The following is a 13,628-nucleotide window of genomic DNA, read 5'->3' on the forward strand; positions in this document are numbered from 1 at the left end:
GAATTTCAAACTCAGCAAACCGGCCAATGCTTTCAAGCCAGCCCGCATGATCAACTTTTGCTTGATGTAAGACCGCGTTCTCTCTTCGCCATAGGCATGCATGTCGCAGAACAGGCTTTTCTTCCAGCCCTCAAGTCGACCGCCTTGCCTTCCTTGTCACTGCGCGGTAGGGATATTTCCAGGCACCGTTGACCTTGATATAGGTTTTGTCTATGCGCCACCCGCCCACCGGGCGTTAATGGTCGCAAAAGACTTTTCCAAGCGGCGGAAAAAAACCGAATCGCCCAGCGATGGATGGAAAAGTGATTGAGCTGAACGACGACGAATCAACAAGGTCCCGCCGTTTTGGGATAGGGGTTTATTTGGCGCCAAAACATGCTTGTCCGCATGGATGCTCAGAGCATCGTGAAGTTTACTAGCGGTCCGGTAGCCGGGTCGTGCCACACTCCACACAGACCGGCGTTGCCCGTGGGCAGGCCATCAGCGCGGGTAAACCGAGTGGGCACGTCTTTTCCTGAGCGCCAGTCTGCCTCATAAAGGGCTGCTGCCGGCACGATGCCATGCCGGCCCTGGCGCCAGGTGCTGCCGCATCGTTAAAGTCACTCCTGGTGAGCGGTCAATTTGCCTGTGATTGCCGCCCGGCCTGTTGCCCCTGCGCCATTGAGGCGACGGATTGGTTCCAAAATGAAAGACGCCTGACCCCGGTTCAGGGTTCAACCCATAATCAGAGTTGCTATGAAACTTTCGCACTTTATTGAAGCCAATTTCAATAAAATTCTTGAGGAATGGGATCAGTTTGCCCTGACGCTATTTCCGCAGAATGTCCACGTCTCCGCGCGCGAGCTGCGCGATCATGCGCGCGAGATTCTGATGGAACTTAGCAAGGATATGGAAACAGCGCAAAGCGACCAACAGCAGGCGGGCAAGTCCAAAGGTGAGGAGGCAAAAAGTAGCGACGCGCTGAGTTCTGCGTCGGTACATGGAACCGAGCGCCAGCACAGCGGCTTCTCACTGCCGGAACTGGCGGCAGAATTTCGCGCGCTGAGAGCCACGGTATTGCGTATGTGGCTGCCGAAAATTCCGGCATTGACAGAACAGATTGCGCACGACATGGTGCGCTTTAATGAAGCGATTGACCAGGCGCTGGCCGAATCCGTGGCTACTTACACCGCACAAAATACCCGGGCACGCGATACCTTTCTGGACATTCTTGGCCACAATCTCAGAAGCCCCTTGATGGGCATCAGACGTTCTGCAAAAGTCCTTCAGAAAACGGGGGTGACCGCAGAGGCTGCCGGGTAATCCGGCACGCGAATTCTGACTAGCGCAGCGCTGATGTCGTCGATGGTCAATGACCTTCTGGAACACGGCAAAGGCCAGTTTGCGCTGGAAAGCTCCAGTGAACTACACGGTAATTTTGACGGCGCCCGACTGCAACAAGTGCTTTCAAACCTGCTCAACAACGCGGCTCAATATGGCTATCAAAGCCAGGTCGTCAGGCTGGTGCTCAAAGGACATGCGGACCATATCAGCGTCCAGGTTTGCAACGTGGGTCCGCTCATCCCGCCGGAATCGCTGCGCGCAATTTTTGATCCTCTGGTACAACTTTCGATCAGTGAGAAACCAACAGGCCCTTTTCCCAACAGCGTAGGGCTGGGTTTGTACATCGCGCGTGAACTTACCTTTGGACATGAAGGAACGATCAAGGCCGAGTCCAGTGCCGAGCTTGGCACCGTATTTACCGTCCAGCTGCCCAGTAAGGCTGCCGGCGCGGCATAACCCATTCCCAGGCAGCACTGGCGCATGCCGGGCTCATAAAGCCACGGCTGCACGGTGTTGGAGTTTCTCTTCGGGGCGCTGGATCGGTCAAGTGAATTGCAAGTCGCCTCTCCGCAGCCATCCGGGGTTAATAGGGATGCCGGCGCCTTGCAAGGTGAACCTTAATCGGAGATCAGCCTTAGCGCGTAAATTTAGAGACTGGCCATCATGTGAGCTGGCCCCGGAGGCCGACATGTTTACGGCAACCGCATCAAGTTAGACCCAAGAACCGTCGATTGCAAGGGCGATACGCACCGCGCTACAGTGGACGATTCACAGCGCGAAATCAGGCGCAATGAGACTGACCACCTTGCGATGTACAGGGGGACGACTCTGAAAAAGGGAAACAATTAAGATCAATCGCCAACACTGTTAAGGAGCGAACTGATGAGCAGCAGAATCAGAGCGGGCAATGTCAAATTAAAACGGGCTTACGAGCCGCCTGCCCATGACGACGGCACCCGCATATTGATCGACCGACTATGGCCGCGCGGCGTAAAGAAAGTTGATGCAGCGCTGGATCGTTGGGTGAAAGACCTTGCGCCCAGCACCGCCTTGAGAAAGTGGTTTGGACACGATCCCGCGCGCTGGCCAGCGTTTCGGCTTCGTTATGCTGAGGAGGTGCGCCAGCATGGCGAACAGCTCAGGCAATTGCGCGCGTTGGCGCGCACGAATCCGATCACGCTCGTCTATTCCGCTCATGACGAAGTGCATAACGACGCCGTCGCGCTGAGAGATTTTCTCTTGAGCAGGAAGACGAAGACAGGGCACTGAGGTGCGAAGACAGTATGCGTAAAGTGGAATACCCCACCCTTGGAGAGCTGTTGACTGCGGTGCGCCACTGCCAGGCTTGCGCGCCGCATTTGCCGCTAGGCCCGCGTCCGGTGCTGCAAGCCGGCGGCGAGGCGCGCATCCTCCTCGTCGGTCAGGCGCCCGGCGTGCGCGTGCACGCGTCGGGAATCCCGTGGGACGATCCGAGCGGGGAGCGGCTGCGCGCGTGGATGGGGATTGACATCGCCAGGTTTTATGACGCGTCGCAAATCGCGATCATCCCGATGGGATATTGCTACCCTGGACGAGGCAACGGCGGCGACCTGCCACCGCGCCGCGAATGCGCGACGTTATGGCTCGATCATTTGCTGGCCAAGCTGCCGCGGATTGAATTGACTCTCTTAATCGGACTGCATGCACAACGTCACTTTCTGGGTAGCCGGCGCAAACTCTCGTTGACCGAAACCGTCAAGGCGTGGCGCGAGTTTGCTCCTAAATATCTGCCGTTACCACACCCTTCGGCGCGCAACACCCCATGGTTTCAGCGCAATCCCTGGTTCGAACATGAGTTATTGCCAGTGCTGCGCGAACGGATCAAGTCGCTCTCCGACCCACACGCAAAACCTCAGCCCATCGCAATGACGGTTAGATAGAGCGAAAAGAGCGCGCCATTTATCGGGGCGGGAAAGGAGTTGCTTTTCCACCTCATGACCGGTGTGTCGCTGCAGCGCGGGGTCACTTTGACAAGGTCGGGCCAATGCAGGCCTCAAAATCTTTCGCGCAATGAAGTGGAGCATCCCAGCGGACCCTATCAAAAAACGCCAGTGGTCATTCCACTGCCGCGCACAGTGCTCGCAAACTGGTGAAGATGACGTTAGCACAAGGCTGGCTCTGCCTTTGCTCTATTAATACGACAAAACTTATAAATCGGCCCTGGTAGTTCGGGTGTATTCGATCCACGCGAGGTGCGCTTGCTTAAGTGGCGATAGACTTAGTCTCGAAAAAAAGTGGTTCTATTTAGGTACTGACACGGCAACATTGACATGGCGAATTCGAAACACCACTTAGCTCTACTCATCCCCGCGCTTTTCCCGCTCCTCGCATTCCTGTTGATCTGTGCTGCGGAGCCTTCGGTCGCACAAGTCAAGACCGCTGCATCTGGCGCAGCCAGCGCACTGAGCCCCTGGCAGGCCATCACGCCGTTCGCTGCCGCAGATGCGACTTTTACCAACTTGGAAAATGGCGCGAGGATCGAAACTCCGTACGTGGCGACTTTCGGCCTGAGCGGCGGTTGGGGCTTGGCGCCGATCTCTTCGCCTGTCGCGGGCAAAAGCGGCCACCACCACCTTCTGATCAACCGCGATTTGCCGCTGGATTTCAAACAGGCGTTGCCGTTCAACAATCAATACATCCATTTCGGCAAGGGCCAGATGGAAACTGTGCTGATGCTAGAGCCGGGTGATTACACCTTGCGCCTGCTGCTGGCCGATGACAAGCACCTGCCGCATTTTATTTACAGCAAGCCGGTCAAGATCACGGTGACCAAGAGTAATAGGAACGTGGATCCCAAGAGCTTGGTGAAAGCCGGTATCAGCCTGAAAAATCTGCCACTTGATGGCAAGGTGGCGGCGCTCTTCAACGTGCAGTTTCATGCCTCGGGCCTGAATGTGGCGCATAAAAGCCAAGGTGAAAAAAACACGGGGCATTTCCGCCTGACAGTGGCGCCGCAAGGGGGAGGTAAACCAGTCGAGATGAACTTCGTCAACGGCCAGACCGAAGTCTGGCTGTCGCCGCCTGCAGGGTCTTACATCCTCAAGCTGGATTTTGTTGACAACACCAACCCGGACAGCTTGCTTGCGGCTCCGGCGACGGCTGTCGTCCTGGTTCACGCGTAGTAACGCTTGCCGCTGTCCTGAAGGAGAGGATCGCTTGCCAGATGAGCCGGGTTGGCAAGGTCTGGGCAACTCGACTATTGAGCGCTTCGTCAGTTTTTTGTGCCAGCGCCCAATCGACTATTGTTTGACTATTGTTCTAGCAATGTGCAGACATCATTTTTAGGCGCGGTCCGCAGCCCCGCAGCGAAATGAAACAAACCCGCAACCTATAGCCGCGCACTACTGCTTGCGGCGGATTTGTGTCGCGAGTTTTTCATCTTCTTTATAGTAATAAGCGCGTTGCTGATTACGCCAGGTGCCAAGCCAAAGCATGTTGGCCGATATCGCATCGTGATCGCTCGCTGAAAACGGTTTGTCATAGGTCGTGACAACGCCCCGGTAGATATTGGTTTGGTTTTCCAATGCTTTCTTCAACCCTGGACCAGAGAGGTCGCCCTTGGCATCGAAAATTGCACGCAGCAGCAAATGCACCGCATCGTAAGTCTGAGCCGCAGACATCACGGAGCCGATGAGGTGTTCCGAAGAAAGCTTGCCGTAGGCGCGCAGAAAAGCGCTGTTACGTTCAAGGAACAGATTGGGTAGGATGGTTTGCACCATCAGTGCGCCTTCTACTTTGCCTTCAGACACGTCAAAGGCCGATGCGTGAGAAAGTCCCCAGGGACCAAATTGCGGCACTTTCCAACCAACGGCTGTCCTGCTTGCAGAAATCACTCCTTGTTCAGGGCCCACCGTCCAGCCGATTAGTGCATCGGCTCCTGAATTCTTGAGACTCTGGATTTCGTCGTTGAGTGACTTGACACCCACTGGGAATCGCACGATGGCCTGGGGCTTCAGGTTCGCCTTACCGAGCGCGATCTCAAGCTCTTTCAGCCCCGCGTCCCCATAACCCGTCGAGTCGACTAAAAGCGCCACCTTGGACAATCCGCGCTTGACAATCTCGTCGACCAGAAACTGAGTTTGAAGTCGATCCCTGGCTGCCGTGCTGAAGATATAACTTTGATTTGCGGGGTATTTCGCCGTGATTGCGGTGCCAGTTGCACAGGGCACAATCAGGATCTGCTTTTGGGCTTGAAAGACGTCAAGAGCCTTCATCGCAACCCCGGTATTGCAAAACCCGATGGTTGCGACGACCTTGTCTTTTAACACCAGGTCCTGCGCAGCTTTGAGCCCCACGTCGTTGTTTGCCTGGTCATCACGAATAATCAGCTCCAAGGGGCGCCCCAGATATCCGCCTACCTTGTTGATCTCGTTGACAGCGGCCTGAGCACCGATGCGAGCACTGTTGCCCATGTCTGCGGAGCCGCCCGTCAACGGAAAGATCAGGCCAATGCGAATTCCAGGTGGACTCGACGAAGGGGAGGGGGACTGTGCAAACAAGGGGCTGGTGCTGAGACTTAAAGAAATGGCAACGAAGAAGAGCGTAAAAATAAGTCGTCGCATCGGGTCCTTTGTTTGTTACTAGCGATGAACCCCCTCTAACTCTGCGCGATAGAGGGCGGCGGTCCAATTGGTACAAAAGTTATAGCATGCAACATAGCGCCCGGCTATTCACTAAAACCCCAGTTCCTGTAATATTCCAGTCGTGCCGCTTCCTATTGAACGCGTCGCCGTTCAGCGCCGCGATTGCTTTGCGGGGATGAAACTCGTGGTGACGAATTCAACGATCATCGGTTGGCGCAGGCCCGTCGAGCAAACCTCGGCGTAGGAGCGCACGGTGCCGGGTCTTCACTCTTTTTCCTTTATATGTTTGATAGGTATTTATCGTAAAAGCCGTCAGGACTAACGAAGAAGGAAAGATAGTAGAAGCGCGGGAAAATCTATCGGACTGGCCCGGCGAGATCAACCATGTCGAGGGCCTCCGGCCGCAGCTCAACCAACGCGCGCTGCAGCCGGTTAACGATGGGCGCCCGCTGTGGAAAGCGGGGGGTGTGAGAAGTTTTGTCGGACTCTTTTCAAAGAACAATAAGGTCTGAGAGTGACCAAGCCGCGCAACCGCAGTTAGGTAATTCGTCAACACTTTCGTCAATGTTGGCCTGCGAACCAAAAACTTGATGCGCGCAGGCGAGCCCTCTGAGCTGGGTGTTTGTTGAACTCCGTTACATCTGAAATGCCTTTTGCGTCACTTTTCCCGTGGGATCGCGCGTTGTAAATCTACAGGCCGTCAAGCAGGCTGATCAACTGGAGTATCAAATGGAAATGAATCAACCCTCGAACCGCATCCACCCCTTGATGGCGGGCGCAGCCGTGTCGGTAATGCTCGTGAGCTTGCTGGGCGTTGCAGCCATCACTGGCGTTTTACCTAATTCGCATGCCACCGCTGCGCAAACTGCGCCCGTCACTGCACAGGCTCCGGCCATCGCGCCGATAGCTACACCCGCGCAGCAACTTGCGGCGGTTCCGGCCGCCCGCTACGAGCGTGAAATGCACAAAACGGTGGTGCATCACCACGCAGTCCAGCCCGCACAGGCGCAGTCCGGCCAACAGTATTCCCAGGCCCCTGCCTACCGACAACCCGCGCCTGCGGCACCGGTTGCACAAAATAGCCCTATTGGCATTGGCGTAGGCGCGGTGGTCGGAGGACTGCTGGGCAATCAGGTGGGTGGTGGCAATGGCAAGACCCTGGCCACTATCGCCGGGGCTGTGGGTGGCGGATACCTCGGCAATGAAATTGCCAAGCGCAATCCATAAGACCTTGGATACAGAAGCCCGGCAGGCTAGTTAGACCGGGCGACTGAAACCAGGGTGGCCAGCATCAATGCCCGGTGTTGCTAGGGTGCCGGTACAGCAATCCGGCAGGCCGTTGGCTTCTGGATCGGCCTACGCGGCGAAGAAGCAAAAGCAGCTCGTGTTCAGCTTGCTTATTTAGCGGCAGCCTTTGCAGCTTTGCGGGCAGCGGCTTTCGGGTCAACGGCTGCTTTGAATTTGGAACCAGGCGTGAATTTAGGAATGGTGGTCGCAAGAATTTTGAGTGACGCACCTGTGCTCGGGTTTTTGCCTGCGCGGGCTGCACGTTTGACAGACTTGAAGGTGCCAAAGCCCACCAGTGTCACGGCGTCCCCCTTTTTGACGGCCACCTGGATGGTTTCAATGAGCGTGTCCAAAATTCGCCCTGCAGCGGCCTTGGTCAAGTCGTTTTTGGAGACAAGCTTTTCAATCAGTTCGATGCGGTTCATTTTTTTTTACAATTAAGGGAGGTTGATGAGCGGCTTCATCTTACTGTGCGGGCGCAGAGGAGTGCATCAGGGATTGCCAAGGGGCGATTCCTTTTGCGTCCGGGTGGATGGCGCTACTTCTTTCCTCAATGCGCTCAAGCCTCGACGCCGTCCCGGTAAGGGTGACGGGGCTGTCATTTTGGCAGCGGCAGCGAAGCGGCCTCGTACAGGGAGACGTCGAGATTGCGATGGTGGCCTGTTCATGGCCTTCGCCCTCGTTCGGACCACCTTGCGGAGTGTGCCAACTAGTCACTGCACCCCCCCTATCAAATGAACTATCTATCTCGGCCGACTGCGGTTTTCATCAGCAGCAGTTCAAGAACGTCAAATGTTGTCTACCGAACAGACAACGAGACGGCTATGTTCGATTGTTCAGTAAATCTTCCAAGATCGGTCATGGGCAGTGGCTTAGCTTGCGTCCCTGGGTAGGCATTGTGTCCTGCTACCGCTATTGACTGTCATCTGAACCGTTTGGTGGAGCGTTGGATAGGCAATAAAACGGCGAAAGGTATTTATGTACATAGCTTCTGAAAAAACAGCTGAAACCCAAATTTTGGAGCCACGTCTGCGCAATGGCAGGCATCGACTTCGTACCGCTTTTGCGTTGGTTGCAGTCGCATTTCTAGTGAGCGCATGCGGAGGGGGCGGGGATCCTCGCTCGCCAGGAAATTTCAACATTGGTGTCACTGTGGGCGGGCTGTTTGTCAGCAACACACCCGTTGCTCCGGGCGGATCGATTAACCTTGCCATTCATGCCGGACAGTCTGTGAATCTCGATGCGGGCGAGCCTGCGGTTTGGACTCTTTTAGTCGGAGGCAGCGCAATAACTGGCGGAGCGCAGGTGTACTACGCAGGCGCAAACATTACTGCAACCACGTTGAGCCCATCCGCCGTGGTCGTGGACACTTACGCGGCTTACCCGTTACAGGCATCGATTCCGGTCACCTTGATTGCGACATCTACCTACGATTCGGCGCAGATAGCAACCGTCAATCTTTTGATTACCAATTAGCGCGCCCCTGCGGGAAGTTATTCGGGCAGTACCGGAAGTTACCGCGGTGCCTTCCTCTTGCGCTGAGCTGATGCGTCGTAACAGGCCGAACTGGTGACCCTCTGCCGGCGCTGCGGCGAGGTCGTCGCAGCGTCAACTCTCCGGTGTTGAACCGTGGGTTCAACGTAGGCGGCGGCGGTGGCTATTTCTGCACGCTTCAACCATCAGACGATGGGGCGTTGCAGACAAGGTGCCGACCAGGCAATGAAACAGAACCTCGCACGAGCTAGCGCCAAATCGCCCTGTCAGCTGAAACTGCGGGGTTTCGCGCCAGAACCTTGAGCCCTTGCCGCGTGGCGTAGAACACGATGGCACAAGTATTGCGTGCGTCATGTCATACTGATCCTGCCTGCACCAAACCTGTTTTCAGGGTATGGTCTGGGCGCTGACGCAGTGGTCTTCTGGTTTTCTACACTTTATTATTGCGCCGCGTCGCGCGGCGCTCTTCAGGGAAAATCCATGACGTGGTCTATCGTCGCACGAGATCCTTCCGGTGCCTTCGGCGTCGCTATCGCGAGCAAGTTCTTCGCTGTCGGAGCGCTGTGCCCGCACGCGCACAGCGGTGTTGGTGCGCTCGCCACACAGGCGTTGGTCAATCCGCTCTTGGCCGCACCGGCCTTGCAAGGCATGGCGCAGCAACGGGATCCGGTAGCGCTGCTTCATGCGCTTTTGGCGACCGACCCCGGCAGCGCTCAGCGGCAATTTCACATGATCGATAGCAAGGGCCGGGGCGCAGCGCATACCGGGGCCGAGTGCATCGACTGGTGTGGTCACACCTTGCAAGAGGGCTTCTCAGTAGCTGGCAACATGCTGGCCGGACCGCAAGTCATTCAGGCCACCGCCCAAAGCTATGCTGCGCATGCCGCGCTGCCTTTTGCCGAAAGACTGATCAAGGCCCTTGCGGCAGGCGAGCTGGCCGGCGGCGACAAGCGCGGCAAGCAAGCAGCGGCGTTGCTTATCTATAACGGACAAGACTATCCAGCGCTCGATTTGCGGGTCGACGATCACGCCGAACCGATCACCGAACTGGGCCGTCTGTACGAGGTCAGTCTGGAACGCTTTCAGCCTTTCGTGACCTGCCTGCCCAGTCGCGAGGAACCGGCTGGCATCCTCGATCGCAGTGAGATCGAGGCGAGGATCGCGCGATTTCAGGCCACCCGCTTGCAGGCGAGCGAGACACCGGCATGAGCGCCTTGCTCGAGGTCCGGGATTTGACGACCTGTTTCAAGGTCGAGGGTGGCGAATTCACGGCGGTTGACGGCATCAGTTTTTCGGTCGAGTCGGGCCGAACACTGGGCATCGTTGGCGAGTCGGGCTGCGGCAAGAGCGTCACATCGCTGTCGATCATGGGCTTGCTACCCAAGGGACAGGGAAGAGTTGCGGGCGGCTCGATCACTTTCGACGGCGTCGATCTTGTGCCTTTGTCAGGTGCCGATCTACGCGCATTGCGCGGCAACCGCATTGCGATGATTTTTCAGGAACCAATGACGTCGTTGAACCCGGCCTTTACCATTGGCAACCAACTGATCGAAGCGATTCGCTGTCATCGAGATCTGGGTCGCGAAGCCGCTCGCGCCCACGCCATCGAGATGCTGCGCAAGGTGCGGATTTCTTCGCCGGAGCAGCGGATCGATGACTATCCGCACAAGCTTTCAGGCGGCATGCGCCAGCGGGTAATGATTGCGATGGCGCTTGCCTGCGAACCGAAACTGCTGATCGCCGATGAACCAACCACCGCGCTAGACGTCACCATTCAAGCGCAGGTGCTGGATTTGATGCGCAGCTTGCGTGTTGATACGGGGGCGGCCATCATGCTCATCACCCACGATTTGGGTGTCATTGCGGAGTTGGCCGACGAAGTTGCGGTCATGTATGCTGGCCGCGTGGTCGAGCGCGCCACTGTCGAACGCCTCTTCGCCGAGCCCCAGCATCCCTATACGATCGGCTTGCTCGGCTCCATCCCGAAACTGCATCTCAAGCAATCCCGCCTGGCCGCCATCGAGGGGCAGGTGCCAGCACCCATGACCGTCATGGCAGGGTGCCGTTTTGCGCCGCGTTGCCCGTTTGCAGATGCCCATTGTGAAGCGGCGGTACCCCCTTTGACCGAGCCGACAGCGGGACATTTTGCCGCGTGTTGGAAAGCGCCCTTGCCCTGGAGGCAAGCGGCATGACGACTCGCACAGATCAAACTTTCGACCTGCAGGGATCTCCCGTCGTGCCGCTGCTGAGGGCTGACAAGCTGATAAAGCACTTCCCGGTGCGACGTGGTCTGTTCGGGCGTGGCAATGCAGTGGTCCACGCCGTCGACGGGGTGAGCTTTTCGCTCCGCGCAGGCGAAACGATGGCCTTGGTGGGTGAATCAGGTTGCGGTAAGTCGACGGTCGGCCGCCTGTTGCTGCGCCTTCTTGACGCGACCGCTGGCCACGTCTGGCTTGATGGGGAAGATCTGATGAGCTTGCCGTCCGCAGTGATGCGAGCGCGCAGGCGTGATCTTCAGATGATTTTTCAGGATCCGTATTCCTCCCTCAACCCGCGCATGACGGTGGAGCAAACGTTGACGGAACCCCTGATCTTGCATGGTCTGGCGCTTGGAAGACGACACGAGCGTGCAGCCGAGTTGCTTGACCTGGTGGGTCTGGCGCCGCAATACCTGCAGCGTTTCCCGCATGAATTTTCGGGGGGGCAGCGCCAGCGCATCGGCATTGCGCGGGCACTGGCGGTCGAGCCCCGCCTGATTGTTTGCGATGAACCGGTGTCTGCGCTGGACGTCTCAATTCAGGCGCAGGTGGTCAATTTGTTGCAGGACATTCAACGCAGGCTGGGTCTGTCTTACGTGTTCATTGCGCATGATCTGGCCGTGGTCAAACACATCGCGTCGCACGTGGCCGTGATGTACCTGGGTCAGATCGTCGAATACGCCGACAAGGACAGTCTGTTTTTGCGGCCTCGCCATCCTTACACGCATGCCCTGCTGTCGGCGATTCCGTTGCCGGAACCCGGGCGCGAACGCAACCGCATACTGTTGCAGGGTGATGTGCCCAATCCGATTTCACCGCCTTCAGGCTGTCGCTTTCGTACCCGTTGTGTGCATGCACAACAGCGTTGCGCCGATGAGGTTCCGCTGTTGAGCGGGGAAGCCGGACACACTGTTGCCTGTCACTTCTGGCGCGATATTGCGCTACCGGCGGCGCTGCAGCCAGCTGTCGGTACGCGGCTACCAAACCGCAGGCTTGAACAATTGCAAGCTGCATTTTTGCCGAAGGATGCGGCACATGCTTGAAGCCGCATTCAACTTTCATAAGGCGCGCCATCGCCTATTCATTACCAACCAGGAGTGCTAATTCCATGCTCACGTTTTTACCGACTGGCCGAGTTCTTCAACCTCTCTTGCACGCACTGGTCCTTACCGCCGCTCTAGGCGCTGCCAACGCAAGTGCGCAAACGCTACGCATTGGTCTGGCCGAAGATCCGGACGTGCTCGACCCCACGTTGAGTCGCACCTTTGTCGGCCGCGTGGTGTTCGCCTCGCTGTGCGACAAGCTTTTCGATGTGGATGAGAAACTTGCGATCGTGCCGCAACTGGCAACGTCCTACCAATGGTCGCCTGATAACAAGGTACTGACGCTAAAACTTCGCCCAGGCGTGACGTTTCACGATGGCCAGAAGTTCGATGCGGCCGCTGTCAAATTCAATATAGAACGGCATAAAAATCTGGCGGGGTCCAATCGCCGTGGCGAATTGCTGCCGGTGACCAGCGTCGAGGTGGTCGATGACCTGACCGTAAAGCTCACGCTTACCGCTCCGTTCGCGCCGCTCCTGACCGTGCTGGCCGACCGCGCCGGCATGATGGTTTCGCCCAAAGCAGCACAGGAAAATCCGACGGCTTTCGGCGTCAGGCCAGTGTGTTCAGGACCCTTCAAATTTACGGAGCGGGTGGCGCAAGACCGCATTGTGCTGGAGCGCTTTGCGAATTACTGGGACAAGAGTTCGATTCATTTCGACAAAGTCATTTATCAGCCGATCGTCGACTCCACCGTAAGGCTGGCGAACTTGCGTTCGGGCCAGCTGGATTTCATTGAGCGGGTCGCCTCTTCCGATATTGCCGCGCTGAAGTCTGAAAACAAGTTCAATGTGGCGCGCATCACTGAACTAGGCTACCAGGGCATCACCATCAACACCGGGAAGAGCGAAATGGCGCAAAAAAATCCATTGGGACGCGACCCCCGAGTGCGGGAAGCGCTAGAGCTTTCGATCGACCGGAGTGCAATTGTTCAGGTCGCCGTTGATGGCGAAGGCGAGGCCGGCAATCAGTGGGTGTCACCCTCCAACACGTTCTACGCCAAAAACCACCCGATTCCCAAGCGCAACCTCCAGCGCGCCAAAGCGCTATTGAAGGAAGCGGGAGTGCCCAATCCGAGTTTTACCCTCATGACGCCGACCACATCAGACGGCCAGAAAGTAGCCCAGGTCATCCAGGCGATGGCTAAAGAGGCCGGTTTCGACATCAAAATTCAGGCGACCGAGTTTGCGACCTCGCTCAACCTCGCCGACAAGGGGCAGTTTGAGGCTTACCTGCTGAATTGGAGCGGCCGCGCTGACCCGGACGGCAATCTGTTCAGCTTCTATGGCTGCAAGCAGCCTTTGAATTATTCAGGTTACTGCAGACCGGAAGTGGATGAGCTGCTGACCAAATCGCGCAGCACGCTTGATCCTGCGTTGCGTAGCGGGCTGTTCGAGAAAATTGCCGCAGAAACCCTTAAAGACCGACCCATCATTTACCTGTACCACCGCAAGTGGTTGTGGGCCTATAACAAGAAGCTCACAGGCGTGCGTACGATTCCTGATGGACTGATGCGGGTGCAAGGCCTGAAGATGTGAGGA

Annotated in this window: 14 protein-coding genes; 11 read left to right on the plus strand and 3 right to left on the minus strand. The window is 57.0% G+C overall.

Translation table 11 applies throughout. The features are described 5' to 3' along the window. Nucleotides 1–130: 130 nt before the first annotated feature. Complete coding sequence (locus HHJ16_RS15765) at nt 131–229, minus strand: DDE-type integrase/transposase/recombinase (RefSeq protein ID WP_296902116.1); 99 nt, start codon at nt 227–229, stop codon at nt 131–133. A gap of 506 nt (nt 230–735) precedes the next feature. Between HHJ16_RS15765 and HHJ16_RS15770 the strand changes: the two genes are divergently transcribed. The 5 genes from HHJ16_RS15770 to HHJ16_RS15790 all read left to right on the plus strand — a co-directional run bounded on the left by HHJ16_RS15770 (nt 736) and on the right by HHJ16_RS15790 (nt 4,484). After that, nucleotides 736–1,302, plus strand: coding sequence for an RsbRD N-terminal domain-containing protein (locus HHJ16_RS15770; RefSeq protein WP_296902118.1), 567 nt, complete (start codon nt 736–738; stop codon nt 1,300–1,302). Between the two features lie 42 nt (nt 1,303–1,344). Continuing rightward, entirely contained in the window at nt 1,345–1,779 is a 435-nt protein-coding gene (locus HHJ16_RS15775; protein ID WP_296902119.1) for an ATP-binding protein, read from the plus strand. 426 nt (nt 1,780–2,205) lie between these two features. Further along, the gene (locus HHJ16_RS15780; RefSeq protein WP_296902122.1) at nt 2,206–2,592 is read left to right on the plus strand and encodes a DUF488 family protein; all 387 of its coding nucleotides are present in this window, start codon (nt 2,206–2,208) and stop codon (nt 2,590–2,592) included. 14 nt (nt 2,593–2,606) lie between these two features. Continuing rightward, nucleotides 2,607–3,242, plus strand: a complete 636-nt coding sequence (locus HHJ16_RS15785; protein WP_296902124.1) for a uracil-DNA glycosylase family protein — start codon at nt 2,607–2,609, stop codon at nt 3,240–3,242. Between the two features lie 390 nt (nt 3,243–3,632). Next, nucleotides 3,633–4,484 (plus strand): DUF4399 domain-containing protein, encoded by an 852-nt coding sequence (locus HHJ16_RS15790; RefSeq protein ID WP_296902126.1) that lies wholly within the window; start codon nt 3,633–3,635, stop codon nt 4,482–4,484. Nucleotides 4,485–4,703: 219 nt separating this feature from the next. Here the strand turns inward: HHJ16_RS15790 and HHJ16_RS15795 are convergent, their stop codons facing one another. Next, the gene (locus HHJ16_RS15795) at nt 4,704–5,924 is read right to left on the minus strand and encodes an ABC transporter substrate-binding protein (RefSeq protein ID WP_296902128.1); all 1,221 of its coding nucleotides are present in this window, start codon (nt 5,922–5,924) and stop codon (nt 4,704–4,706) included. Between the two features lie 750 nt (nt 5,925–6,674). Here HHJ16_RS15795 and HHJ16_RS15800 point away from each other — a divergent pair. Beyond that, complete coding sequence (locus HHJ16_RS15800; RefSeq protein ID WP_296902130.1) at nt 6,675–7,172, plus strand: glycine zipper 2TM domain-containing protein; 498 nt, start codon at nt 6,675–6,677, stop codon at nt 7,170–7,172. A 170-nt stretch (nt 7,173–7,342) separates the two neighbouring features. Here HHJ16_RS15800 and HHJ16_RS15805 read toward each other — a convergent pair whose 3' ends face one another. Then, nucleotides 7,343–7,657, minus strand: coding sequence for an HU family DNA-binding protein (locus HHJ16_RS15805; RefSeq protein ID WP_296902132.1), 315 nt, complete (start codon nt 7,655–7,657; stop codon nt 7,343–7,345). Nucleotides 7,658–8,321: 664 nt separating this feature from the next. Between HHJ16_RS15805 and HHJ16_RS15810 the strand changes: the two genes are divergently transcribed. The 5 genes from HHJ16_RS15810 (at nt 8,322) to HHJ16_RS15830 (ending at nt 13,625) form a co-directional block, all read left to right on the plus strand. Beyond that, nucleotides 8,322–8,708, plus strand: coding sequence for a hypothetical protein (locus HHJ16_RS15810; protein ID WP_296902134.1), 387 nt, complete (start codon nt 8,322–8,324; stop codon nt 8,706–8,708). Nucleotides 8,709–9,206: 498 nt separating this feature from the next. Further along, on the plus strand, nt 9,207–9,935 hold the full coding sequence (locus HHJ16_RS15815) for a DUF1028 domain-containing protein (RefSeq protein WP_296902136.1): 729 nt from the start codon (nt 9,207–9,209) through the stop codon (nt 9,933–9,935). After that, nucleotides 9,932–10,918, plus strand: a complete 987-nt coding sequence (locus tag HHJ16_RS15820; protein ID WP_296902138.1) for an ABC transporter ATP-binding protein — start codon at nt 9,932–9,934, stop codon at nt 10,916–10,918. Before HHJ16_RS15815 ends, HHJ16_RS15820 begins: the two co-directional genes overlap by 4 nt. Further along, nucleotides 10,915–12,027 carry an ABC transporter ATP-binding protein gene (locus tag HHJ16_RS15825; protein WP_296902140.1) on the plus strand — a complete coding sequence of 371 codons (1,113 nt, stop codon included), beginning with the start codon at nt 10,915–10,917 and terminating at the stop codon, nt 12,025–12,027. The genes HHJ16_RS15820 and HHJ16_RS15825 overlap by 4 nt, the downstream gene beginning before the upstream one ends. 65 nt (nt 12,028–12,092) lie before the next feature. After that, the gene (locus HHJ16_RS15830) at nt 12,093–13,625 is read left to right on the plus strand and encodes an ABC transporter substrate-binding protein (RefSeq protein ID WP_296902142.1); all 1,533 of its coding nucleotides are present in this window, start codon (nt 12,093–12,095) and stop codon (nt 13,623–13,625) included. The last annotated feature ends 3 nt before the right edge of the window (nt 13,626–13,628 follow it).

It is taken from the genome of Polaromonas sp. (assembly GCF_012927485.1).
Taxonomy (GTDB): Bacteria; Pseudomonadota; Gammaproteobacteria; order Burkholderiales; family Burkholderiaceae_C; genus Polaromonas.

What these genes read in the sequence shown, in the direction of transcription:
- HHJ16_RS15790 (WP_296902126.1), top strand. Translation starts at nt 3,633, where the DNA reads ATGGCGAATTCGAAACACCACTTAGCTCTACTCATCCCCGCGCTTTTC.
- HHJ16_RS15820 (WP_296902138.1), top strand. Translation starts at nt 9,932, where the DNA reads ATGAGCGCCTTGCTCGAGGTCCGGGATTTGACGACCTGTTTCAAGGTC.
- HHJ16_RS15775 (WP_296902119.1), top strand. Translation starts at nt 1,345, where the DNA reads ATGGTCAATGACCTTCTGGAACACGGCAAAGGCCAGTTTGCGCTGGAA.
- HHJ16_RS15825 (WP_296902140.1), top strand. Translation starts at nt 10,915, where the DNA reads ATGACGACTCGCACAGATCAAACTTTCGACCTGCAGGGATCTCCCGTC.
- HHJ16_RS15815 (WP_296902136.1), top strand. Translation starts at nt 9,207, where the DNA reads ATGACGTGGTCTATCGTCGCACGAGATCCTTCCGGTGCCTTCGGCGTC.
- HHJ16_RS15830 (WP_296902142.1), top strand. Translation starts at nt 12,093, where the DNA reads ATGCTCACGTTTTTACCGACTGGCCGAGTTCTTCAACCTCTCTTGCAC.
- HHJ16_RS15780 (WP_296902122.1), top strand. Translation starts at nt 2,206, where the DNA reads ATGAGCAGCAGAATCAGAGCGGGCAATGTCAAATTAAAACGGGCTTAC.
- HHJ16_RS15770 (WP_296902118.1), top strand. Translation starts at nt 736, where the DNA reads ATGAAACTTTCGCACTTTATTGAAGCCAATTTCAATAAAATTCTTGAG.
- HHJ16_RS15785 (WP_296902124.1), top strand. Translation starts at nt 2,607, where the DNA reads ATGCGTAAAGTGGAATACCCCACCCTTGGAGAGCTGTTGACTGCGGTG.
- HHJ16_RS15800 (WP_296902130.1), top strand. Translation starts at nt 6,675, where the DNA reads ATGGAAATGAATCAACCCTCGAACCGCATCCACCCCTTGATGGCGGGC.
- HHJ16_RS15805 (WP_296902132.1), bottom strand. Translation starts at nt 7,657, where the DNA reads ATGAACCGCATCGAACTGATTGAAAAGCTTGTCTCCAAAAACGACTTG.
- HHJ16_RS15795 (WP_296902128.1), bottom strand. Translation starts at nt 5,924, where the DNA reads ATGCGACGACTTATTTTTACGCTCTTCTTCGTTGCCATTTCTTTAAGT.